This window comes from Burkholderia sp. THE68 (assembly GCF_009938265.1).
Taxonomy (GTDB): Bacteria; Pseudomonadota; Gammaproteobacteria; order Burkholderiales; family Burkholderiaceae; genus Caballeronia.
In genome coordinates this window covers 75,755-96,549 of sequence record NZ_AP022316.1, presented here as the reverse complement: position 1 = coordinate 96,549, position 20,795 = coordinate 75,755, and the positions used below count along the sequence as shown (strand labels likewise).

The 20,795-nt window shown below is 64.6% G+C and carries 18 protein-coding genes; 5 read left to right on the top strand and 13 right to left on the bottom strand.

Going from position 1 to position 20,795, the window contains the following annotated elements; genetic code table 11:
• Positions 1–29: 29 nt before the first annotated feature.
• From BTHE68_RS13945 to BTHE68_RS13930, 4 genes are read right to left on the bottom strand one after another with little or no spacing between them, the layout of a single operon-like run.
• Complete coding sequence (locus BTHE68_RS13945; protein WP_061175184.1) at positions 30–995, bottom strand: substrate-binding domain-containing protein; 966 nt, start codon at positions 993–995, stop codon at positions 30–32.
• 25 nt (positions 996–1,020) lie between these two features.
• Positions 1,021–2,037 (bottom strand): ABC transporter permease, encoded by a 1,017-nt coding sequence (locus tag BTHE68_RS13940; RefSeq protein WP_162066958.1) that lies wholly within the window; start codon positions 2,035–2,037, stop codon positions 1,021–1,023.
• Entirely contained in the window at positions 2,018–3,505 is a 1,488-nt protein-coding gene (locus tag BTHE68_RS13935; RefSeq protein WP_162066957.1) for a sugar ABC transporter ATP-binding protein, read from the bottom strand. Before BTHE68_RS13935 ends, BTHE68_RS13940 begins: the two co-directional genes overlap by 20 nt.
• A gap of 2 nt (positions 3,506–3,507) precedes the next feature.
• A complete protein-coding gene (locus BTHE68_RS13930; RefSeq protein ID WP_162066956.1) occupies positions 3,508–4,527 on the bottom strand; it encodes a LacI family DNA-binding transcriptional regulator in 1,020 nt (339 codons plus the stop codon).
• A 195-nt stretch (positions 4,528–4,722) separates the two neighbouring features.
• Between BTHE68_RS13930 and BTHE68_RS13925 the strand changes: the two genes are divergently transcribed.
• Positions 4,723–5,139: a YciI family protein gene (locus BTHE68_RS13925; protein ID WP_061175180.1), complete on the top strand. Its 417-nt coding sequence runs from the start codon at positions 4,723–4,725 to the stop codon at positions 5,137–5,139.
• Between the two features lie 9 nt (positions 5,140–5,148).
• Here BTHE68_RS13925 and BTHE68_RS13920 read toward each other — a convergent pair whose 3' ends face one another.
• The 3 genes from BTHE68_RS13920 to BTHE68_RS13910 form a co-directional block, all read right to left on the bottom strand.
• Positions 5,149–6,342 (bottom strand): thiolase family protein, encoded by a 1,194-nt coding sequence (locus BTHE68_RS13920; protein ID WP_162066955.1) that lies wholly within the window; start codon positions 6,340–6,342, stop codon positions 5,149–5,151.
• A 15-nt stretch (positions 6,343–6,357) separates the two neighbouring features.
• Entirely contained in the window at positions 6,358–7,065 is a 708-nt protein-coding gene (locus tag BTHE68_RS13915) for an SDR family oxidoreductase (protein ID WP_061175178.1), read from the bottom strand.
• 77 nt (positions 7,066–7,142) lie between these two features.
• Positions 7,143–7,571 carry a MarR family winged helix-turn-helix transcriptional regulator gene (locus BTHE68_RS13910; RefSeq protein WP_162066954.1) on the bottom strand — a complete coding sequence of 143 codons (429 nt, stop codon included), beginning with the start codon at positions 7,569–7,571 and terminating at the stop codon, positions 7,143–7,145.
• Positions 7,572–7,939: 368 nt separating this feature from the next.
• Here BTHE68_RS13910 and BTHE68_RS13905 point away from each other — a divergent pair, with 368 nt between their 5' ends.
• Complete coding sequence (locus BTHE68_RS13905; protein ID WP_162066953.1) at positions 7,940–9,094, top strand: branched-chain amino acid ABC transporter substrate-binding protein; 1,155 nt, start codon at positions 7,940–7,942, stop codon at positions 9,092–9,094.
• A 7-nt stretch (positions 9,095–9,101) separates the two neighbouring features.
• Here the strand turns inward: BTHE68_RS13905 and BTHE68_RS13900 are convergent, their stop codons facing one another.
• The gene (locus BTHE68_RS13900) at positions 9,102–10,028 is read right to left on the bottom strand and encodes a LysR substrate-binding domain-containing protein (RefSeq protein WP_162066952.1); all 927 of its coding nucleotides are present in this window, start codon (positions 10,026–10,028) and stop codon (positions 9,102–9,104) included.
• Positions 10,029–10,156: 128 nt separating this feature from the next.
• On the opposite strand from BTHE68_RS13900, the gene BTHE68_RS13895 reads away from it, so the two are divergent.
• Together BTHE68_RS13895 and BTHE68_RS13890 are read left to right on the top strand one after the other, a co-directional pair.
• Positions 10,157–11,311 (top strand): methionine aminotransferase, encoded by a 1,155-nt coding sequence (locus BTHE68_RS13895; protein ID WP_162066951.1) that lies wholly within the window; start codon positions 10,157–10,159, stop codon positions 11,309–11,311.
• Positions 11,312–11,334: 23 nt separating this feature from the next.
• Entirely contained in the window at positions 11,335–12,117 is a 783-nt protein-coding gene (locus BTHE68_RS13890; RefSeq protein WP_061175255.1) for an ABC transporter substrate-binding protein, read from the top strand.
• Positions 12,118–12,161: 44 nt separating this feature from the next.
• Here BTHE68_RS13890 and BTHE68_RS13885 read toward each other — a convergent pair whose 3' ends face one another.
• A complete protein-coding gene (locus tag BTHE68_RS13885) occupies positions 12,162–12,500 on the bottom strand; it encodes a type II toxin-antitoxin system PemK/MazF family toxin (RefSeq protein WP_162066950.1) in 339 nt (112 codons plus the stop codon).
• A complete protein-coding gene (locus BTHE68_RS36840) occupies positions 12,497–12,967 on the bottom strand; it encodes an AbrB/MazE/SpoVT family DNA-binding domain-containing protein (RefSeq protein WP_232077994.1) in 471 nt (156 codons plus the stop codon). The genes BTHE68_RS13885 and BTHE68_RS36840 overlap by 4 nt, the downstream gene beginning before the upstream one ends.
• Between BTHE68_RS36840 and BTHE68_RS13875 the strand changes: the two genes are divergently transcribed.
• Positions 12,966–14,534: a DHA2 family efflux MFS transporter permease subunit gene (locus BTHE68_RS13875; protein WP_162066948.1), complete on the top strand. Its 1,569-nt coding sequence runs from the start codon at positions 12,966–12,968 to the stop codon at positions 14,532–14,534. The two genes, BTHE68_RS36840 and BTHE68_RS13875, sit on opposite strands and share 2 nt — an antisense overlap.
• 19 nt (positions 14,535–14,553) lie before the next feature.
• Here BTHE68_RS13875 and BTHE68_RS13870 read toward each other — a convergent pair whose 3' ends face one another.
• The 3 genes from BTHE68_RS13870 to BTHE68_RS13860 form a co-directional block, all read right to left on the bottom strand.
• Positions 14,554–14,991, bottom strand: a complete 438-nt coding sequence (locus BTHE68_RS13870) for a DUF29 domain-containing protein (RefSeq protein ID WP_162068189.1) — start codon at positions 14,989–14,991, stop codon at positions 14,554–14,556.
• Between the two features lie 93 nt (positions 14,992–15,084).
• Entirely contained in the window at positions 15,085–18,786 is a 3,702-nt protein-coding gene (locus BTHE68_RS13865) for a DUF748 domain-containing protein (protein WP_162066946.1), read from the bottom strand.
• 184 nt (positions 18,787–18,970) lie between these two features.
• Positions 18,971–20,431, bottom strand: coding sequence for a DUF1254 domain-containing protein (locus BTHE68_RS13860; RefSeq protein WP_162066945.1), 1,461 nt, complete (start codon positions 20,429–20,431; stop codon positions 18,971–18,973).
• Positions 20,432–20,795: the final 364 nt, after the last annotated feature.

Here is a 20,795-nt window from a genome sequence, read left to right as displayed (position 1 = left end):
AAGAAGGCCGAATGACCGGCCTTCGCACATCAGAACGGCGAGTTCGGGAAATAGAACTGCTTGGCGTTGTCCTTCGTGATGAGCACCGACGGGATGATCGTCGTCGGCGGCAGCTTGTCGCCCTTCAGGCGCGCTTCGGCGGTCAGCTTGATCGCGTCGTAGATGAACTTCGGCGAGTACGAGACATCGGCCGGCACGCGCTTGTCGCCGTCCATGATGCGCTTCACCGCTTCCTTCGAGCCCGCGCCGCCGAACACGATCTTCACGTCGGTGCGCTTGGCCTGATCGATCGCCTTCAGCACGCCGACCATCATGTCGTCGTCGGCGGCCCACACGGCGTCGATATGCTTGAAGCGCGTGAGGTAATCCTGCATCACCTTGAAGGCGTCGTCGCGATTCCAGTTGGCGTATTTCGCATCGAGAATCTTGATGCCCGGATACTGCTTCATCACGCCTTCGAACGCGTTCCAGCGTTCGTTGTCGAGCGTCGTCGGAATGCCGCGCAGCGCGACGACGTCGCCCTTGCCGTCGAGCGCCTTCGCCAGATATTCGGCGGGCACCTTGCCGAACGCGGTGTTGTCGCCGGCGACGTAGGCGTCCTGCGCGCTGGTGTCAGTGAGACCACGATCGACCACCGTCACGTACACGCCCTTCTTTTTCACCTGCGCGACCGGCTGCGTGAGCGATGCCGATTCCTGCGGGAAGATCACGAGCGCATTGATCTTGTTGACGGTCACGAGATCCTGCAACTGGTTCGCCTGTTCGGGCGCGGTGGCCGCCGTCTTCACGATGACCTTGAGGTCAGGATGCGCCTTCTCCAGCTCCTTTTTCGCCTCGTTGGCCCACCACACGATGCCACCCGTGAAGCCGTGATCCGCGGTCGGAATGGCGACGCCGAGCACGACTTTTTCGTCGGCGAACGCGGACGACGAAGCAGCGGCGAACGCGCTCGCCGCGAACGTGAGCGCGCCGAGCGCGCGAAGCATTTTCTTCATGACGATGTCTCCGGATTTATGAGCTTTAACGACGACCACGCTGCAAAAACGCTACGAGGATGATCACGGCGCCCTGCACCGCCGCGTTCAGATACACGCTGATGATGCTCGTCAGGTTCAGGATGTTGTTGATGACCGAAAGCAGAATCGCGCCGATGACCGTGCCGATCACGCGTCCTTCACCGCCCTTGAGCGCGGTCCCGCCCACCACGACGGACGCGATCGCCTCCAGCTCCCACAAAAGGCCGGTCGTCGGCGTGGCGGAGCCCAGGCGCGGCACATACAGAATCGTCGCGACGGCCACGCACAGCCCGAGCAGCATGTACGTGACGATCTTCACGCGATCCACGCGAATCGCCGCATAGCGCGCGACCTGCTCGCTCGATCCGATCGCCTGCACGTGGCGTCCGTACACCGTGCGATTGAGCACGAGCGCGCCGCCCGCCGCGACGATCAGGAAGATCCAGATCGGCACCGGCACGCCGAAGAGACTCGCGTAGTAGACCGGCCCGTACAGATCGACGAGCGAGTTGTCGAGCGTGAGCGCGCCGCCGTCCGCGAGCCACGTGAGCAGCGCGCGAAACATGCCCAGCGTGCCGAGCGTGACGATGAACGGCTCGATGCGCCCCTTCGTCACCAGCACGCCATGCGCGAAGCCGAACAGCGCGCCGAGCACGAGCGCGAGCACGACGCCCAGCGCGATGATCAGGAGCGGCGGCACCGCGTGCCCATGAAAGCCCTGCATCAGCGCGTTCATCATGTAGATCATGCTGCCCGCGATCAGCGCGGCCATCGAGCCGACCGACAGGTCGATGCCGCCCGAGATGATCACGAAGGTCATCCCCACCGCGATGATGCCGATGAACGACGTGCGCGTGAGCACGTTCATCGCGTTGTCGAGGGTGGCGAAGTCGCGATTGAGCAGCGTGCCGCCGATGCACAGCGCGACCAGCCCGATCAGCGGCCCGACGCCGAACAGAAAACGCGCGACAGTGGAGAGGCGGCTCTCGCTTTCGATGTCTTCAGTGTGTGCCGGTCGCATGCGCGATCAACCTCTCTTCGGTCAAAAGATCCATGCCGAGCGTCGCGACGAGTTCGCCCGCGCGCATCACCGCGACGCGATGACACAAGCCGATCAGCTCGATCAGTTCGGATGAAATCACGATCACCGCGCGGCCTTCGGCGGCGAGGCGATGAATCAGAAAATAGATGTCGCGTTTCGCGCCGACATCGACGCCGCGCGTGGGTTCGTCGAGCACGATCACGCGCGGGTCGGGATTCAGGAATTTCGCGAGCGCGAGCTTCTGCTGATTGCCGCCCGATAGCATGCGCGCGCGAATCGACGGGTTTCCCGTGCGGATGCCGAAGTCCTTCACCGCCTTGTTCAAAGCATCCCGTTCGGCGTGCATATCGATGAACGGATGCGCGTAACGCTCCAGCGTCATCATCGTGAGATTGTCTTTCAGCGCCATGTCCACATGCAGGCCGCGTCCCTTGCGATCCTCGCTCAGATACGTGAGGCCGTGCTTCATCGCATCGCGCGGATTCTTCAGCTTGACCGCCTCTCCGTTGATGACGACGCGCCCCGCGGCGAGCGTCCGCAAGCCGACGAGCGCCTCGAACAACTCCGTGCGACCGGCGCCGACGAGTCCCGCGAAGCCGAACACCTCGCCTTCGCGCACCGCAAAGCCGATGCCGTTTGCCCAGCCGGGCACCGATGCGCCTTCGACCTCGAAGGCGACCGGCGCGTCGGCGCGCAATGCGGGCTTGTCCGGAAACATGTCGGAGACTTCGCGGCCGACCATCAGATTCGCCATCTGCCGGCGCGTGAGCGTACTGGTCGGCGCGCGCTCGACGAAGCGGCCGTCGCGCATCACGATCACGTCGTCGGTCACGCGCTCCACTTCGTCGAGCTTGTGCGAGATATAGACGATGGTCGTTCCCGCATCCTTCAGGCGCGCCATCAGGCCGAACAGACGCTGCGTCTCGGAGGGCGTGAGCGTCGCGGTCGGCTCGTCCATGATCAGCAGGCGCGCGTCGCGCAACATCGCCTTCGCGATCTCGACCAGTTGCTTCTCCGCGACGATCAGGTCGCGCACCTTCGTATCCGGATTCTTGTGCAGGCCGACTTCGGTCAGGCGCGCACGCGCGGCTTCGCGCATTGCGGGTTCGTCGAGAAAGTAGCCTTTCTTCAGCTCATGCCCGAGGAACATGTTCTGCGTGATGCTCAGATGATCCGCGAGATTCAATTCCTGGTGAATCAGCACGATTCCAGCGCGCTCGGCATCGCGCGAACTCGTGAAGCTGCGCGCGCGTTCATCGACGTAAAGCTCGCCCGCGTTCGCGCGCTCATAGCCCGCGAGAATCTTCATCAAGGTCGACTTGCCCGCGCCGTTTTCGCCGAGCAATCCGTAGATGCGGCCCGGCGCGAGATCGAAGCTGACGCCGTGCAGCACGCGCACCGGTCCGAACTGTTTTTCGATGCCTTCGAAACGCACGGCGAGGCTCATCGTCACGCGCTCCTTCTCTGGATCAGCCGATGCGGCAGCAGCACGCCCGGCACTTCCGCGCGCGGATCGCGCAGACGTTTGAGCAGCAGTTCGGCGGCGGTTTCGCCGAGCAGTTGCATCGGCTGCGAGACGGTCGTGAGCGGCGGATCGACGTGCGCGGCAACGGCGATATCGTCGAAGCCGACGACGGCGACATCGTCCGGCACGGCGAAGCCCGCGCCGCGAAAGCCGTTCATCACGCCGATGGCGAGCGTATCGGAGACGGCGAAGGCGGCGGTCGGTCGCGCATCGCCGAGTGCGGCGAGTTGCGCGGCCGCGCGTTCGCCCGCGTCGTAGTCGAGACTGTCCAGCTCGATCAGCCATTCCGCGCGCGGCTCGATGCCCGCGCCCATCAGCGCATCGCGATAGCCAGCGAGCCGCTGGCGTCCATACAGATAACCCTGCCCCGAGTTGATGAGCGCGATGCGCCGATGTCCCTTGGCGGTCAGGTAACGCACGACATCGCCCGCCGCGAGATGATTGTCGATGCCGACATACGGCACGCCCGCCGCCGGATCGAACTCGCAGCACGCGACCCACGGCAGCGTCGAGGCTTCTTCGGCGAGCGCCTTTTGCACGGCGGCGGGATCGAGGCAGATCGCGCCGTCCGCGCGGCGTCCGCGCAGGAGATCGAAATAGCTTCGCTCGCGCAACGGGTCCGCGCCGGTATCGCACAGCAGCATGAAGTAGCCGTTCTGGCGCGCGACGCTGTCGATGCCGCGCACGATCGCCGCATAGAACGGATTGCCGAAGTCGGGAACCATGGTGAGGAGCAGGCGGCTTTCGGCCGTGCGCAGATTGCGCGCCAGTTCGTTGATGCGATAGCCGCTCGCCGCGACCGCTTCGAGGACTTTTTCGCGCGTCGCCTCGCGAACGTTCGTGTGCCCGTTGAGCACGCGCGATACCGTGGCGACCGACACGCCCGCGCGCTCGGCGACGTCGGCAATCGATACTTCCTCACGCGGACGAACCGAATCTGACATCGCTCAATGTCGCTTGCGGCGATCGAGATGTAATGGATTACATTATTTGATCGTACGAGCTGCGAAGGCAACAGCAATCGACTAGGGACAAACGCTTAAGAGCGGGCATGTCGATCTCGTGTCATGTTGCTCGTCGTAGGGTGTGAGCGCGTTGATGACGCTCGATCAATACACGAACTTCAGGGAGCGATCCACATGCGATTCATGATGCTGATGATTCCGCGCGGCTACGAAAGCGCGCAGCCGGGCACGATGCCGAGCGCGGACGCCGTCGCCGCGATGATGAAATACAACGAGGAATTGCAGAAAGCGGGCGTGCTGCTCGCGCTCGACGGGCTGCATCCGCCGTCGATGGGCGCGCGCGTCACGTTCGAAGGCGGCAAGCCGCGCGTGACCGACGGGCCGTTCGCCGAGGCCAAGGAAGTGCTCGGCGGTTACTGGATGCTGCAGGTGAAATCGCGCGAGGAAGCGATCGAATGGGCGAAGCGCTGCCCGGGATCGGACACGGAGATGATCGAAGTGCGGCAGGTAATGGAGATGGACGATTTCCCGCCGGACGTGCAACAGGCCGCGGCGGGATTCGACGATATGCAGAAGGCGGCGAAGCGCTGACGCCAACGTCTACGCGATTGCCTCCAGCGCGAGCGCGATTCCCTGCCCGCCGCCGATGCACAGCGTGACGATCGCGCGCTTCACGCCGTCGCGGCGCATCGCGTGAGCGAGACGCGTCGTGAGTACCGCGCCGGTCGCGCCGATCGGATGCCCGTGCGCGATCGCGCCGCCGTCCACGTTGACGATGTCTTCCGGCACGCCGAGCGTGCGCGCCACCGCGATCGGCACCGCCGCGAAGGCTTCGTTGATCTCGAAGCGCTCCACATCGGCGAGCGTCCATCCGGCGCGCTGCAATGCCTGCTGCACGGCGGGCACCGGTCCGAGCCCGAACATGCCGGGTTCGACCGCCGCCACGCCGAACGCCGCGAGCCGCACGAACGGTTCGATGCCGCGCGCCTCTGCTTCCCTGCGGCTCGTCACGATCATGGCGGAGGCGCCGCTGTTCAGCCCCGGCGCATTGCCCGCCGTGATCGTGCCGTCGGGACGAAACGCCGGGCGCAGCTTCGCAAGCGTCGCGAGCGTCGTGTCCGGACGCGGCTGCTCGTCGCGCGCGAACGCGACGGTTTCGCGGCCCGCCTTCACGTCGATGCCGGCGATCTCCGCATCGAACGCGCCGTCCTTCTGTGCGGCCGCGAACAACTGCTGCGAACGCTCGGCCCAGCGGTCTTGCGCTTCACGCGTGATATCCAGCTTCGTCACGAGGTCTTCCGTGTGCCAGCCGGAATGTTCGCCCGAGAATGCATCAACGAGGCCGTCGCGCAGCATGCTGTCGTAGATCTGGGCATTGCCCATGCGATAGCCGCGCCGCCCGCCGTCGAGCAGATACGGCGCGCGGTCCATGTTCTCCATGCCGCCCGCGATGGCGAGCTTCGTGACGCCCGCTGCGATCTCGGTCGCGGCCGTCGCCACGGCCTGCGCGCCCGAGCCGCACACGCGATTGACGGCGAGCGCGGGCACGGAAACCGGCACGCCGCCGCCGACCGACGCCTGGCGCGCCGGATTCATGCGATTGCCGGCCTGGATCACGTTGCCGAACACGACCGAATCGATCGACGCCGGATCCAGCGCGCCGCCCGCGCGCCGCAGCGTTTCCGCGATCGCCGCCGCGCCGAGATCGACGGCGGGCGTGTCCTTCAGCGAACCGTTGAACGCACCGATTGCCGTGCGCACCGGATGACACAACACGATGTCTTGCGCAAACATGTCGATGCCCTCGCTTTATCGCGGAATGCCGGTGAGATAGATCGGCGTGTCGGTCGACAGCGAGCGCTTGACGTCGCGGCCGGTGTCATCGACGAGCACTTCTTCCTGGTTCTTCGCCACGGCGGCGAGCACTTCGTTCACCACGTGCTCGGGCGTCGATTTGGGGGCGGTGACTTGCGCGGTCATGTCGGTATCGATGTAACCGGGATGCGCCGCCACGACCAGCGTGCCCTGCTCGCGCAGTTCCTCGCGCAGCGCATTGGTGGCCGCCCACGCCGCCGCCTTCGAGATGTGATACGCGCCGCCCGCCGGCAACGACACCCAGCTCAGCACCGAAAGCACGTTGATCACCGCGCCGCCGCCGTTCTTCTTCAGCACGGGCGCGAACGCCTGCGTGAGCGCGATCGGGCCGAAGGTGTTGATTTCGAGCAGATCGCGGATGCCTTGCGTCGATGCCGGATCGACCAGCAGACCGCGCGTCGTCACGCCCGCGTTGTTGACGATCACTTGCACGTCGGTGTAAGTCGCGGCGGCTTCGGCGATATCGGCGGCGTTCGTCACATCGAGGCGAATCGCTTCGACGCCGGGAATGTCGACGCTCTTCGGATCGCGCGCGGCGGCATAGACCTTGGCCGCGCCCGCTTCGAGCAGCGATTTCGCGAACTGCTTGCCGAGACCGCGATTGGCGCCGGTCACGAGTACCACTTTTCCTTTGATCTGCATGATGTGCTCCTTACTGTGCATATACACTAATTTCGATATACAAAAGGCCCGCGCACGGCGAGCCCGATCTATTCCACTCAATCCATGGTCGTCAGTTCGAACAGCGACTGGCGCAACGCCTTCGCGCGTTTCTCGCCGAACTTCGCTTCGAATTCCGCCTGCGCCGCGCGCCATTGCGCCGACGCCTTCACGAGCGTTTCCTTGCCCGCCGCCGTGAGCCGCAATCCGATCGCGCGCGAAGCGGCCGATTCCTGCGCCGCTTCGACGAGGCCGTCGCGTTGCAAGGGCTTGAGCGCGCGCACGAGCGTGGTGCGATCCATGACCATCGCGTCGGACAGTTCGGCCATCTGCACGCCCGGCCTGCGCCCGATCGCCGCGATGATCGTGAACTGCGCCGACGTGATGCCGACCACGGTCAGATGCCGCTCGTAGAGCTGCGACACGTAACGCGCGGCCTGCCGGATCGCGAAACAGTTGCAGTCGAGTGGAGAAGAGTTGGAAGTCATGTCCCGCAGAATATGAGTGCATATGCACTTTGTCAAGCCGGAGAATTCCAATCGACCCGATAGGCGCGCGGCCGGAATGGTCGGGAATCGTCGCGCGCGCTCGGGCGGCAAAATGCCCAAAGCCGCGTCGGGCGTGCGATAGCGGCAGATCGGGCCTATGCCGAAATCCGCATCGGACGCGCGACTAAACACCAAGACGCGTCTAAATTGGCTCCCTACATTGCGCATGTCCGTCACCTGTGCCGGGCTGCGCGCGAAGCGGCTGTCTTCATCGCCGGATGGTTGGACGGTTGAGGGCAAGCCCGTCTTGCCGACACAGAACGGCTCGTGTTCCATTCGATAGCCAAATCAAAAAAGGAGAGGAAAGCATGCGCATTCGTACCAAACCTTTGGCATGGCTGGTGGCGTGCGCCACGGCCGCGCTCGGCGCCGTACCGTTTTCAGCGTCCGCCGAAGATCTCACGGTGAAAGTCGGTTTCGCCGCGCCGCTGACCGGCGCGAACGCAGGCTACGGCAAGGATCTCCAGAACGGCGTGCAACTCGCGCTCGACGAAGCCAACGCGAAAAAGATCACGATCGGCGGCAAGACGGCCAAGTTCGAGATCCACGCGGAAGACGATCAGGCCGACCCGCGCATCGGCGTGCAGGCGGCGCAGAAGCTCGTCGATGACAACGTGGCGGTCGTCGTCGGGCACTTCAACTCGGGCACGACGCTGCCCGCCTCGCCGATCTACAACACCGCCGGCATCCCGATGATCGACCCGGCCGCCACCAACCCGACGATCACCACGCGCGGTCTCGAAAACGTCTTCACGGTGATTTCGAGCGATGCGCAGAACGCCGGCACGGCGGGCGTCTACGCGGTGACGACGACCAAGGCGAAGCGCATCGCGATCATCGACGACCGCACGGCCTTCGGTCAGGGCGAGGCCGACGAGTTCGAAAAAGCGGTGAAGGCGAAAGGCGGCACGATCGTCACGCGCGAGTACAGCGACAATCAGACCGTGGACTTCAGCGCGCAGCTCACGCGCATCAAGTCGACCAACGCCGACCTGATTTTCTTCGGCGGCCTCGACCGGCAGGCGGCGGCCGTCGTCAAGCGGATGAAGCAGCTCGGCATGAACGCGCAGTTCGTGGGCGGCGGCGGCGTGATGGACGCCGATTTCCTCAAGCTCGCGGGCGATGCCGCCGAGGGCGCGCAGGCGTGGGAATACGGCAGCCCGCTCGACAAGCTGCCCGACGGCAAGGCATTCAGCGACAAGTTCCAGAAGCGCTTCGGCGTCGCGATTCTGTCGTATGCGCCGTTCGGCTACGACGCCGCGTGGGCCGCCATCAACGCGATGCAGAAAGCCGGTTCCATCGATCCGAAGGTGTACCGGCCGGTGCTGAAATCGAACACGTTCGACGGCATCACCGGGCCGATCGCGTTCGACAGCAACGGCGCGCTGAAGAACGCATCGTCGACGCTGTATCAGGTGAAGAACGGGCAGTGGGAATCCGTCGTCACCAAGCACGGCATGTGAGCGCGCGTCAGGCCTGCGCCTCGTGCGCGCGGGCCTGAAGCCGGGCGCGCGTGCGCGCTGCTTCGTCGCCCAGCCATTGCGCGAACTGCTGCAATGCGGGCGACGGCGCGGGCCGCTCCGGATAGACGAGGTAATACGCCGCGCCGCTCGGCACGCACAGCGAGAACGGCGCGATCACGCGCTTCGCGCTCAGGTCTTCTTCGATCAGCGCAACATCGCCGATCGTCACGCCCAGGCCCTGCATCGCCGAGGAAATCGCCAGATCGAGCGTGTCGAAATGCTGCGCTTTCGTCGACGGCAGGCCCGCGTAGCCGTACGCGCCGAGCCACAGCAGCCAGTCGCGGCGGTCGCGGGTGGGATGCAGCAAGGTCTTGCCGGCGAGATCGTCGGGCGTCGACGGGCCGTTTTTCTTCGGCTTCCACAATTCGGGCGCGCAGACGGGCGTCAGGACTTCATCGAACAGATGATGCGCGGTCGCGCCCTTGAACGACGGCGCGCCCGTGAAAACGATCGCCGCATCGAACTGCTCCGCACTGAACTCGACGCCGTGCGACACCGACGCCGTCACCTCCACCACCAGCTCCGGCCGTTCGTTCTGCAGGCGGATGACGCGCGGCAGCACCCAGCGCATCGCACAGGTCGGACTCTTCACGCGCAGAATGCCCGATTGCGCGCCGCCTTTCGCGAGCGCATCGTCGATATGCGCGAACGCCTGCTGCAGGGGCGCGACGAGCAGCGCGCCGTGATGCGTCAGCGCGAGTCCGCGCGCCTGCCGCGTGAACAGCGCATAGCCGAGATGCGCCTCCAGCCCGGCGATCTGGCGGCTGACCGCGCCCTGCGTCACGTTCAGCGCCTCGGCCGCGCGCGTGAAATTCAGCGTCCGGGTGACGACCAGGAAGGTTTTGAGCACGTCGAGGGAAGGCAGCGGTTTCATCGGGTTTTTGGCCTATAGCCATGATCTGCAAGCATGGCTAGTATGACAAAGTTTCGATTGTCCGCGCTTTATTGCTGCGGTTGAATCGACGCCTGCAATCGTCGAACCGCAATTCCGGAGACACCGCCGTGCAAAGCGCCTGCATTCCCGAGTCGAAGCTGCCGAACGTCGGCACGACTATTTTCACTGTCATCGGCCAGCTCGCCGACGAGCACCATGCGCTCAATCTGTCGCAAGGCGCGCCAAACTTCGCATGCGATCCGAAGCTGATCGAAGGCGTCGAGCGAGCCATGCGGGCAGGACATAACCAATACTCGCCGATGTCCGGCGTGCTCGCGCTGCGCGAGGCGATCGCCATCAAGACGCACAAGCTGTACGGCGCGACCTACGACCCGGGCACGGAAATCACCGTGGTCGCGAGCGCGAGCGAAGGGCTGTACGCGACGATCAGCGCGCTCGTGCATCCCGGCGACGAAGTGATCTACTTCGAGCCGTCGTTCGACAGCTACGCGCCGATCGTGCAGCTTCAGGGCGCCACGCCCGTCGCGATCAAGCTGTCAGCCGAAAATTTCAGCATCGACTGGGACGAAGTCGCCGCCGCGATCACGCCGCGCACGCGCATGATTCTCGTCAACACGCCGCACAATCCGACCGGCAGCGCGTTCACCGCCGCCGACATCGAGCGGCTCACGGCGTTGACGCGCGACACGAAGATCATCGTGTTGTCCGATGAAGTCTACGAACACGTCGTGTTCGACGGCGCGCTGCATCATGGCATGGCGCGTTATCCGGAACTGGCCGGGCGCAGCGTGATCGTGTCGTCGTTCGGCAAGTCGTATCACGTGACGGGCTGGCGGGTCGGCTACTGCCTCGCGCCCGAGGCGCTGACGTCGGAGATCCGCAAGGTTCACCAGTTCATGACCTTCTCCGCCGACACGCCGATGCAGATGGCGTTCGCCGAGGCGCTGGCGGATGAATCGAGCTATCTGAATCTCGGGCCGTTCTACCAGCACAAGCGCGATCTGCTGGCCGAATCGCTGAAGGGCTCGCGCTTCGAGCTGTTGCCGAGCGCGGGCAGCTTCTTCATGCTGGCGCGTTACGACGCGATCTCGAACGAAAGCGACAGCGATTTCGTGCTGCGCCTGATTCGCGAGGCGCGCGTCGCGACGATTCCGCTGTCGGCGTTCTACACCGACGGCACCGACAACCGCCTGATCCGTCTTTCCTTCGCGAAGGACGATGACACGCTCATCGAAGGCGCGCGCCGCCTTTGCTCGATCTGACGATTTTTCTGGAGACCAACACGATGAAACTGAACCACATCGCCAGCGCATTATTTGTCGCGTGCACCTTCGCGAGCGGTGCGGCGCTTGCCGCCGATACGCTGCGCTTCGGACTGGAAGCGCAATATCCGCCGTTCGAATCGAAATCGTCGACGGGCGAGCTGCAAGGGCTCGACATCGATGTCGGCAATGCGGTGTGCGCCGCCGCGAAGATGCAGTGCAAGTGGGTCGAGACGTCGTTCGACGGCCTGATCCCCGCGCTGCAGGGCCGCAAGTTCGACGCGATCAACTCCGCGATGAATGCCACCGAGCAACGCCGTCAGGCGATCGATTTCACGACGGTCGTGTATCGCGTGCCGACCCAGCTCATCGCGAAGAAGGGCAGCGGCCTGGAACCGACTTCGGCGTCGCTGAAGGGCAAGAGCGTGGGCGTGTTGCAGGGCTCGATTCAGGAAACCTTCGCGAAGGCGCACTGGGAAAACGAAGGCGTGAAGGTCGTGCCGTATCAGGATCAGAACCAGGTGTACGCGGATCTGAAGTCCGGGCGTCTCGATGGGACGCTCGTGCTCGCGCCGGCGGGACAGAGCGGTTTCCTGTCGAAGCCGGATGGCGAAGGCTACGCGTTCGTCGGCGCGCCGGTGCGCGACGACAAGATCCTCGGCAGCGGCATCGCCTATGGCGTGCGCAAGGGCGACGATGCGCTGAAGACGAAGCTCAATGCGGCAATCGAGAAGGTCCGGGCGGACGGGACGATTGACAAGTACGCGAAGAAGTATCTGGGGAATATTGATATTTCGGCGAAGTGAGATAAGGCACGGTGCGCGGCGGCGGCCCCGCCGCGCACCCGCGCTCAAAGTTGCAGAAAGGCGCGAATCGCGTATTTCGCCGCGTCGAGCTCCTCCTTCGTCACGGTTTCGCCACGGAACGCAAGCTCTCTGTGGACATGGCTCCAACTGCGAAGCTGGTCTACGAGTGCGACGCCCGGACGCTTGAGACTCGTGATCGGCACCTCGGTTTCCCAGCCGCGAATCTTCGACGTGATCGGAAGTCCCGTGAAGCGGCCCGTAATGTCGTTCATCACGATATCGGAGATCACGAGCACCGCGCGATATCCGTCCTGCTCATTGCCTCTCGACGGACCGACGTGCAATCTCACCACGTCGCCCGCATCAGGAATTCCGTCCCTCATTCGAAGCCCTCGCGCGTCGGATCGTCCGGCCCACCCCACTCATCGCCGACGGGATCGCCGAAATCGATCTCTTCATGCCGCTCGAGCTTGCCCTCGCGAAATTGCTGAATCAGACGTTCGCGCGAAAAACGCCGGATCGCCCGATGCGGCCGCATCGTAACGTGTCCATCCTCGACTTCAACATGCACTTCCTGGCCCTCCTCTAAAGAAAGTTCACTGGCAATGTTGGCAGGAATGCGCACGGCAAGGCTATTGCCCCAACGTTTTAGGATCTGCTTCGGCATGACGCCCTCAAAAATACGTTGATACTCGTTGATACTTCGATCATATCTGCACGATTCGAGGCGTGTCAACGCGTATATACGCGCTTTGGCGCGGTTGATTGGTTGGGCATCTGCCGTTCGGCCAAGCAGCTTTTTTTGAGCGCAGGCACACTTGCGGTTGACCCGACCGACCACGAGCCGCATGAGCACACCGCCGCCGTCCACCGCGCCCGCACCGCCCCCGCCGCTCGCGGGCGGTCAGCTCGTCCTTGCCACCTTCGCGGTGGCGCTCGCGACTTTCATGAACGTGCTGGATTCGTCGATCGCCAATGTCGCGATTCCGACCATCTCCGGCAATCTCGGCGTGTCCGTCAACGAGGGTACGTGGGTCATCACCGTGTTCGCCGCGTCGAACGCGGTGTCCATTCCCCTGACCGGCTGGCTCACGCAGCGGCTCGGGCAAGTGCACCTTTTCGTCGGCGCGATCCTGATGTTCGTGCTGTCGTCGTGGCTGTGCGGGCTCGCGCCGAATCTGCCGGTGCTGCTGTTCGCGCGCGTGTTGCAGGGCGCGGTCGCCGGGCCGCTGATTCCGCTGTCGCAGGCGATCCTGCTCGGCTCGTATCCAAAAGAAAAGTCGTCGATGGCGCTTTCGCTCTGGGCGATGACCGCGACCGTCGGCCCGATCGCCGGTCCCGCGCTCGGCGGCTGGATAACCGACAGCTATTCGTGGTCGTGGATCTTCTACATCAACATCCCGGTGGGCATCTTCGCGGCCGGCGTGACGTGGATCATCTACCGCAACCGCGAGTCGCCGACGCGCAAGGCGCCCATCGACGTGATCGGCCTGCTGCTGCTCGTCTCGTGGGTCGCGTCGCTGCAGATCATGCTCGACAAGGGGCGCGACCTCGACTGGTTCTCGTCGCCGCTGATCGTCGTGCTGGCGATCGTCGCGGTCATCGCGTTTGCGTTCTTCGTCGTGTGGGAGTTGACGGACCCGAATCCGGTCGTCGATCTGCGGCTGTTCGCCGGGCGCAATTTCTTCGGCGGCACCGTCGCGATTTCAATCGCGTACGGCGTGTTCTTCGGCAATCTCGTGCTGCTGCCGCAATGGATGCAGCAGTATCTGAACTATCGCTCGATCGACGCCGGGCTCGTCACCGCGCCGCTCGGCATCTTCGCCGTGATCCTCGCGCCGGTGATGGGCAAGGTGCTGCCGCGCAGCGACGCGCGCATCATCGCGACGATGGCGTTCGTCGGCTTCGCGTTCGTGTTCTGGCTGCGCTCGAAATACGTGATCGAGATCGACACGTGGCATCTGGTGCTGCCGACGCTCCTGCAAGGCATCCCGATGGCGATGTTCTTCGTGCCGCTCACGGCGATCGTGCTGTCGGGCCTGCCGCCATCGAAGATTCCGGCGGCGGCGGGGCTGTCGAATTTCGCGCGGGTGTTTTGCGGCGCGGTGGGCACGTCGCTCGCGGGCAACGCGTGGGATAACCGCATCGCGCTGCATCACGAGCGGCTCACCGAGCAGGCGAATATCTATAACCCGGCGTTTTTACAGTCGCTCGGGCTGTCGCGATCGACGCTCGATGTGAGCGAGGCGCAGGCGCGCGGTATGTTCAACTTCACCGTCAACTCGCAAGCCGCGATGATGGGCCTCAACGATATCTTTCTGATCTCGGCGGTGATCTTCATTCTGATCATTCCGCTGATCTGGGTGACGAAGGTGGCGAAGGGAGGCGGTGGCGGGGCGGCGTCGGGGGCGCATTGAAGGTGGTGCGCGTCTCGTGCTACTCGGGCAAGAATCCCTGCTCCAGCACCGACGACATCGCCCACGGACAACTTTCCGGGAAATCGGCGAAACCGATACCCGTTTCATTCGCCGCCAGTTCGCGTGCATCGCCCCACATATCGGCGATCCAGTCCTCGTCGGTGAGCATGGGCTTCAGACTCGGCGTTTTCCGGAGCCGTCGCTCGATGGCGGCGCGCTGAGCCAGGATGGTGTTCGTCCAGCTATGGGTTCGCCGCTCCGGCTGAAACTGCCACTTCAGCAAATGCGCCAGCAAAATCGCCATCCTGCTCGCAAATTCCCGTTGTTCACTCTTGCCCACGTCCTCGATTTCCTCTGCGATATGCTCGATATCGATGGACGCAAGCTTCCCTGCACGCAACAGCGCAGCCTGTTCTTCGGCCCACGCCACCACGTCCTTCTCATAAGGTGTTCCCATCGGCTGATTCCCGTTTTCGTGTTGATTTCCGGTATCGCCGATATTAGTTTTCGATTCCTTGTTCATCCAGATCGTCCGTTTGGCCAACGCGCTCTACTTCAATCCGAGTTCCACGCGCGAACCTGCTCCCTTGTCCTTGATATCGTCCGCGCTCATCTTCGGCGCGACGACAAAAATCCGCTTGCTGTCGATCTTCCCGTCGAAGTACTCCTGCACCGCCTGCGCGCGACGCTGGGCCAGATCGCGCAACGATCCGTCATCCACCGGCGCGTTCTTCGTCAGCGCCGCTTTCATGTCGTCGTCGGGCACGCTCTTCGTCATGCCGATGAAGTTGGTCGGCTTCTTGAAGTCCGCCGACTTGTACACCTTCGTCAGGTACTTGTCGTAATCGGCGTCCGATATCCTGATCGCGTTCCAGTCCACATTCTCGCCATTGCTCGCCATGTCGCGCACCTTCGCGCGCTTCACCTGGCTGTCGACCCACGCGGCGCGCAACGCCGGCTCGTCCGTCTTCGGATCGACGCGGCCCGTCACGTCCACGCGCACCGACGGCTTGTCCACCAGCGCCTTCGCTATCGTATCGAGCTTCTTCTGCGCCGCATCGTTCAGCGTGGCCGAGCCCGCATCGAACTCGATGTAGTTCAGATCCTCGCCGCTGCCGCCACCGAACGCGTGCGCAAGCAGCGTGAACGGCGCGGTCACCGCCTTCTGCACGAGATTGACGATCGCCTGCCACACGAGTCCGCCGATCGAAAACTCCGGATTGTCCAGCGACCCGGAAATCGGAATGTTCACGTCGATCTCGCCGCGCGAGTTCTTCAGCAGCGACACCGCGAGCCGCACCGGCAGCTTGGTCGCCGTCGGATTGTCGATGTGGTCGCCGAACGTCAGCTGATCGATGAACAGATGATTGTTCGCAGTGAGCTTGTTGTCGGCGAGCATGTAGTGCAGATCGACATTGAGCTTGCCCTTGGTAATCGGATAGCCCGCATATTTCGTCGAATACGGCGTGAGGTTCGTCAGCTCGACGCCGTGCGCGCTCGCCGTCAGATCGAGCGCGGGCTTCTCGATCAGCGGATTGACCTGCCCCTTGATCGACACCGGCCCGTTCGCCGCGAGTTTCGCGGATACGTCGACGGGCGCAGGTGTCGTCGAATGCGTGCCGAACGCGCCGATCGTGCCGTTGATCGCGACCAGATTCGCCGTGTAGTTCGGCTTGATGAAGTTGTCGGTGTAGGTCACGCGGCCGTCCTGCAGCACCAGCTGGCCGAAGCGCATGTTGACCGGCGGCCCGGACTTCGCCGCGGTTTTCACGGGCACCGTCACGGGCGCGCTCGCCGCCGCCGGCGCGGACGCGCCCTCTTCCTTCGCGCGGTCGCGCGTCACCGATTGCGGGCCGCTCTCGCTCGCCACCACGCTCTTCAGGTTCAGCCTGCCCTGCGCATCGAGCAGCACGCGGCCGTAGAAACTCGCGAAGGTCACGCGCGCCGCGTCGACGTCGGTGCCGCGTTCGCTGTAGCTCACCTTCGCGTTGGTGAGGCCGAGCAGCTTCCAGCCGGCGAAGCGGTCGGACGTCGCCTTGTCGAGCATGCGTACATCCGTGAGCGAGACATCGCCCTTGTATGACGCCGCGAGCGTCTTGCCGCTGCCGGACATCGCGACATCGCCGATCGCGTTCAGATACGCGCTCGTCACGTCGATGTTGAGCTTGTCGCCGAAATACGGTTCGAACGCGGCCGCATCGACCTGATCGCCCTTCACGTGCAGCGCGAGTTTGAGCGGACTCACCGTGACATTGCCGCCGAGCGCGAGCGCGCCACGGCCGTTCAGCGTGAGCTTGCCATCGACGGCGAGCGGCTTCGTCAAATCGTCGCTGAACTGCTTCACGTTCACCGCGAGCGGCGCGACGCGCAACTTGACGGGCCGCGCGGTGGTTTCATCGACGACATTCGCCGATGCATCCGCAAGCGCTATCTCGCCGATCTGATAGCGCCACGCCGGTCCCGCCGCCTGCGCCTTCTGGATCTTGCGCGTGGCCGTCTGCTCGGGCGCGGCTTCGTGCGGGCCCGCGAGCGCGGCGAGATCGATGCTGCCGTCCTTGCGGCGGGTCGCGTCAAGCGCGAGGCCGCTCAGTTGCACGCTGTCGAGCGCCGCGTTGCGCGCGGAGACATCGACCTTGCCGATCTTCGCCACCGCCGAGGCCAGTTTGATCGGCGCGCCGCCCGCATTGGGCGTGAGCGCGAGCGCATCGAGCTTCACGTCGCCGGCGCCGACCTGCACGCCGCCATCCGGCTTGCTCCAGTCGACGGACACCGGCAGGTTCGCGCCGAGCGTGCCGCTCGTCACGCGCGCGGCCAGCAGGTTCGCGAAATAGGGTTGCAGCGGCGGCAACGCGAACGCCTTCAGCGCCAGTTTCGCGTCCGCCGTCTTTCCGGCGAGCGACACGCTGCCCGACGCATCGAGCGCGCCGCCGTGGTCGAACGCGGTCTTGAGCGTGTATTTCGCGGGCGTCTTCGCGAGCGTCGAGAAATCGTCGAGCGTCACGGCGAGACCCGTCAGCGCGCCCTGCACGCGCGACTTCAGCAACTGATCGTCGAGGGCGATCGTGCCGTCGTTGATCGCGAGACGCCGGATCGTCAGGTCGAGCGGCGGCGCTTCCTTTTTCGCTTCGTCCGCGGCGGGCTTCTTCTCTTCCGGCTTGGGCGCGGGGCCAGCCAGCTTCTGCACGTTCAGTTGCCCGGCCGAATCGCGCGCAAGATGCACGTCCGGGTTCGACAGCGTCACTTCGTCGAGGTGATAGATGTCGCGCAGCGGCTCGGCGTTCGCGATCTTCACGTGCAGCGCGCGGGCCGCGACGAGCGGCGCGTTCGCCTTGTCGGTGACGGCGAGATCGGCGAGATCGGCGGTGCCGTCGATGCGGATCGTCGGCGTCTCGCCCGAAATCGCGAAGCGCACGTTCAGATCGGTCGAGAGCTTGCCGCTTCTGACCGCGACGGGCACCGATGCCGGCGCGTAGGACGCGATCTGCGGCACGTCGAGGCCGTCGAGCGACAGCGCGATTTCAGATTCGCGCGACTCCGAAAACGGCTTCGTGCGGCCCTTCACGACGAGCGGCGAGCCGTCGATGCGCGCCTGCAACAGCGGCGTCACGAAAATATCGGTGGCGGACGGCAATGTCGCGATGAACGGAATGCCGAGCGCGAAGCGGTCGATCACATGCTTCGCCTTCAGAAACCTGTCATCGAAGGTGATCTGGCCGTTCTCGATGCGGATGTTCGACACCGAGAACCGCGCGGGCTTGTCCGACGGCGGCGACGCGGGCTTCGAGAACTTCGCGATCAGATCCGAGAAATTGAATTGCTCGCCGTCGAAACGCACGACACTGATGCGCGGTGAATCGATCTTCAGTTCGTTGACGACCGGCGCGAGCCTGAAAACCGACGCCCACGAGGTACGCACGACGAGCCGCGACACATCGATGAAATCTGCGGATGCGCCCGGCGCTTTCGCGAGATTCGCGCTCGCTTCGCCGATACGCACGCCATCGGCTTCGAAATCGAGCGTATAGGGATTGAGCGAGATGCGCCGGATGCTGACCGGGCGATCGAGCTGCTTCGCGAGTTGCTGCTCGGCGATATGCCGAATGACCGGCGGCGCGACGAAGAACCCGAGCGCGCCGATCACGAATATCGCGATCAGCAAGCCGATGAAGATGCGCCGCGTGCGCCGCGCGTGCACGACCGAGCGCAGGGTTTGACCGGCGGAGGCAAGAGAAGACCTGGTGATGCTTGACATTCGATGCGCGGCGACGAGCCGCCCGTATGAGCGCCGCCCGAGCTTCGCCGTCCCGGGAAAGATGAAGCTCGAGTATACGACGACGCGGTGCGCAAACGTTGCCCAAACTGAGTATCAAACGCATGAAGGCCGCGAAAAAATCGCGGCCTTCATGGGTTCGTTCGATTGTGTCAGCGCAGCCGGTTTACTGCCGCATGACAGGCGGCGGCGCCCACGAGCCGTCGCTCGCCTGCGGCCTCGGCGCATAAAGACGCATCGCGAGCTGGAATTCGCCTTCGGGCGCGGGCAGCCAGTTCGCGTCGCGCGCGCGTCCCGGCGATTTCGCCGACACGATCACGTCGACGGAACCATCGCGATTCTTCCTGAGCCGGTCGCGATCGGAAATCGACAGGCGCGGCAGCTTCGCGTCGGCGAGCGCGCCGTCCTTCGTGTAGGCCGTGATCGTCCAGAAGCCGCGCACCGGCGGCAATTGGTCCGCCGTGAAATGCAGCGTGTACTGGTTGGCGCCGTTCAACGCATGGCCGTCGCGGTCCACGCGCGTCACGGGCTTCACTTCGCCTTCCTTCGTGCCCGTCGCGGTCTGCCGGCGCGCGAGATAGGCGCGCAGCGTGTAATCCGTGCCGTAGATGCCGACGCCGTCGCCGAACCAGATCCAGCCGTTCTTCGAGAGCGCGTTCGGCGGCACGGTCGCGAGCCGCTCGTGCGCGTCGGCGAGGCCGGCATCGAGCAGCGGCCCATCGGTCTTTTTGAACTGCACTGGCTCGCCGGGCTTGACGCCGAGATCGGCGAGCTGGCTCATCACGTGGCTGTCGTCGGTGGCGGCGGGATTGTCGTCGAGCGAACGGGCGAGGCGCGCGAAGAACGCGTTCGCGTCGAGCGCCTCGGCCTGCGCGCCCGGCGCGATCGTCGCCAGTGCGGCGGGCAGCGGCGGCACCGCGGGCTGCTTCGCGCCGCCCGCGGGCCACGCGCTGGCGACGGCGGGCGTCGGATCGGACACGGAACCCTTCGCGGGCGTGAGCGTGTCGATGTGCATCGCGGTTTGCAGCTTGCGTGCCTCGCGCACGTCGTTCGGGCCGTTCACGCGCACGCGCACCGAGAGCCACACGTAGCGCGTGCGCGTTTCCACCCGCGTCGCGTTGGCGGGCAGCGTGCCGGTCCAGCCCGCAGGCACGAACGCGATCAGTTGCATCTTCGGATACGGCGTCGTGTCGGCGCTGGAATAGAGCGCGTTGGTCCACGCGTCGAACGCGCGGGCGTCGAGATAGCGGCCGCGCGGCGTGGCGGGCAGCGACACGATCACGGGATCGGCGGAGACATCGAGCCAGGCGGTCGATTCGAGCGTGTCGACGCTCGGCGCGCCGCCCGCGCCCGAGGGCGGCAGCGCGCTCGCGTGGCGGAAGGCGTTGAGCGGCGCCTGGCCCTGGCCTGTGCCGCCGCTCGCCCGCTCACGCGCGATGTCGGTGGCGACGAGCGGGAAGCCGAACGTATAGGCATCGGCGACCTGGTTCTTCACCCAGCCCGTGCTGGTCGGTTTCGCCTCGGGCGGCTTGCTCGCGCAGCCCGCGAGGACCGCGATTCCGGCGAGGCTCACGCTCATCCAGATGACGGGGTTGAGCGCAAACGTCCAGCGTCGGTTGTTCTTCATTCGAATGGGAATCCGGTTTTCTTTCGATGGGTTCGCGCGCGCATTATCGCCGCATCCAGGCCCCGCGCGGCGCGCCACGAGCATTATCTCGAAATTCGGGTTTTAACTTATCCGCGGACGATAGGCAAGAAGTCAGGCAAGCCGAAGCGAACAAAAGCGCTTCGGCGTTGCGAAGCATGCACCAGTTGCCGGGCAAAAGCACTTCGTGACTTGCCGAATGCCGGGCGCATCGGCAGGCTGCATTTCAGAATTGCACGGCGCGGTTCATTCCGTCCTTGACCTTCCAATCACTGGAAGGTCGATACTGGTCTCGTAGGGGATCTTCGCGATCCCGGCCAGACTGGAGCGTTACATCATGTCCACA

What these genes read in the sequence shown, in the direction of transcription:
- BTHE68_RS13945 (WP_061175184.1), bottom strand. Translation starts at nt 995, where the DNA reads ATGAAGAAAATGCTTCGCGCGCTCGGCGCGCTCACGTTCGCGGCGAGC.
- BTHE68_RS13940 (WP_162066958.1), bottom strand. Translation starts at nt 2,037, where the DNA reads ATGCGACCGGCACACACTGAAGACATCGAAAGCGAGAGCCGCCTCTCC.
- BTHE68_RS13935 (WP_162066957.1), bottom strand. Translation starts at nt 3,505, where the DNA reads ATGAGCCTCGCCGTGCGTTTCGAAGGCATCGAAAAACAGTTCGGACCG.
- BTHE68_RS13930 (WP_162066956.1), bottom strand. Translation starts at nt 4,527, where the DNA reads ATGTCAGATTCGGTTCGTCCGCGTGAGGAAGTATCGATTGCCGACGTC.
- BTHE68_RS13925 (WP_061175180.1), top strand. Translation starts at nt 4,723, where the DNA reads ATGCGATTCATGATGCTGATGATTCCGCGCGGCTACGAAAGCGCGCAG.
- BTHE68_RS13920 (WP_162066955.1), bottom strand. Translation starts at nt 6,342, where the DNA reads ATGTTTGCGCAAGACATCGTGTTGTGTCATCCGGTGCGCACGGCAATC.
- BTHE68_RS13915 (WP_061175178.1), bottom strand. Translation starts at nt 7,065, where the DNA reads ATGCAGATCAAAGGAAAAGTGGTACTCGTGACCGGCGCCAATCGCGGT.
- BTHE68_RS13910 (WP_162066954.1), bottom strand. Translation starts at nt 7,571, where the DNA reads ATGACTTCCAACTCTTCTCCACTCGACTGCAACTGTTTCGCGATCCGG.
- BTHE68_RS13905 (WP_162066953.1), top strand. Translation starts at nt 7,940, where the DNA reads ATGCGCATTCGTACCAAACCTTTGGCATGGCTGGTGGCGTGCGCCACG.
- BTHE68_RS13900 (WP_162066952.1), bottom strand. Translation starts at nt 10,028, where the DNA reads ATGAAACCGCTGCCTTCCCTCGACGTGCTCAAAACCTTCCTGGTCGTC.
- BTHE68_RS13890 (WP_061175255.1), top strand. Translation starts at nt 11,335, where the DNA reads ATGAAACTGAACCACATCGCCAGCGCATTATTTGTCGCGTGCACCTTC.
- BTHE68_RS13885 (WP_162066950.1), bottom strand. Translation starts at nt 12,500, where the DNA reads ATGAGGGACGGAATTCCTGATGCGGGCGACGTGGTGAGATTGCACGTC.
- BTHE68_RS13875 (WP_162066948.1), top strand. Translation starts at nt 12,966, where the DNA reads ATGAGCACACCGCCGCCGTCCACCGCGCCCGCACCGCCCCCGCCGCTC.
- BTHE68_RS36840 (WP_232077994.1), bottom strand. Translation starts at nt 12,967, where the DNA reads ATGCGGCTCGTGGTCGGTCGGGTCAACCGCAAGTGTGCCTGCGCTCAA.
- BTHE68_RS13870 (WP_162068189.1), bottom strand. Translation starts at nt 14,991, where the DNA reads ATGGGAACACCTTATGAGAAGGACGTGGTGGCGTGGGCCGAAGAACAG.
- BTHE68_RS13865 (WP_162066946.1), bottom strand. Translation starts at nt 18,786, where the DNA reads ATGTCAAGCATCACCAGGTCTTCTCTTGCCTCCGCCGGTCAAACCCTG.
- BTHE68_RS13860 (WP_162066945.1), bottom strand. Translation starts at nt 20,431, where the DNA reads ATGAAGAACAACCGACGCTGGACGTTTGCGCTCAACCCCGTCATCTGG.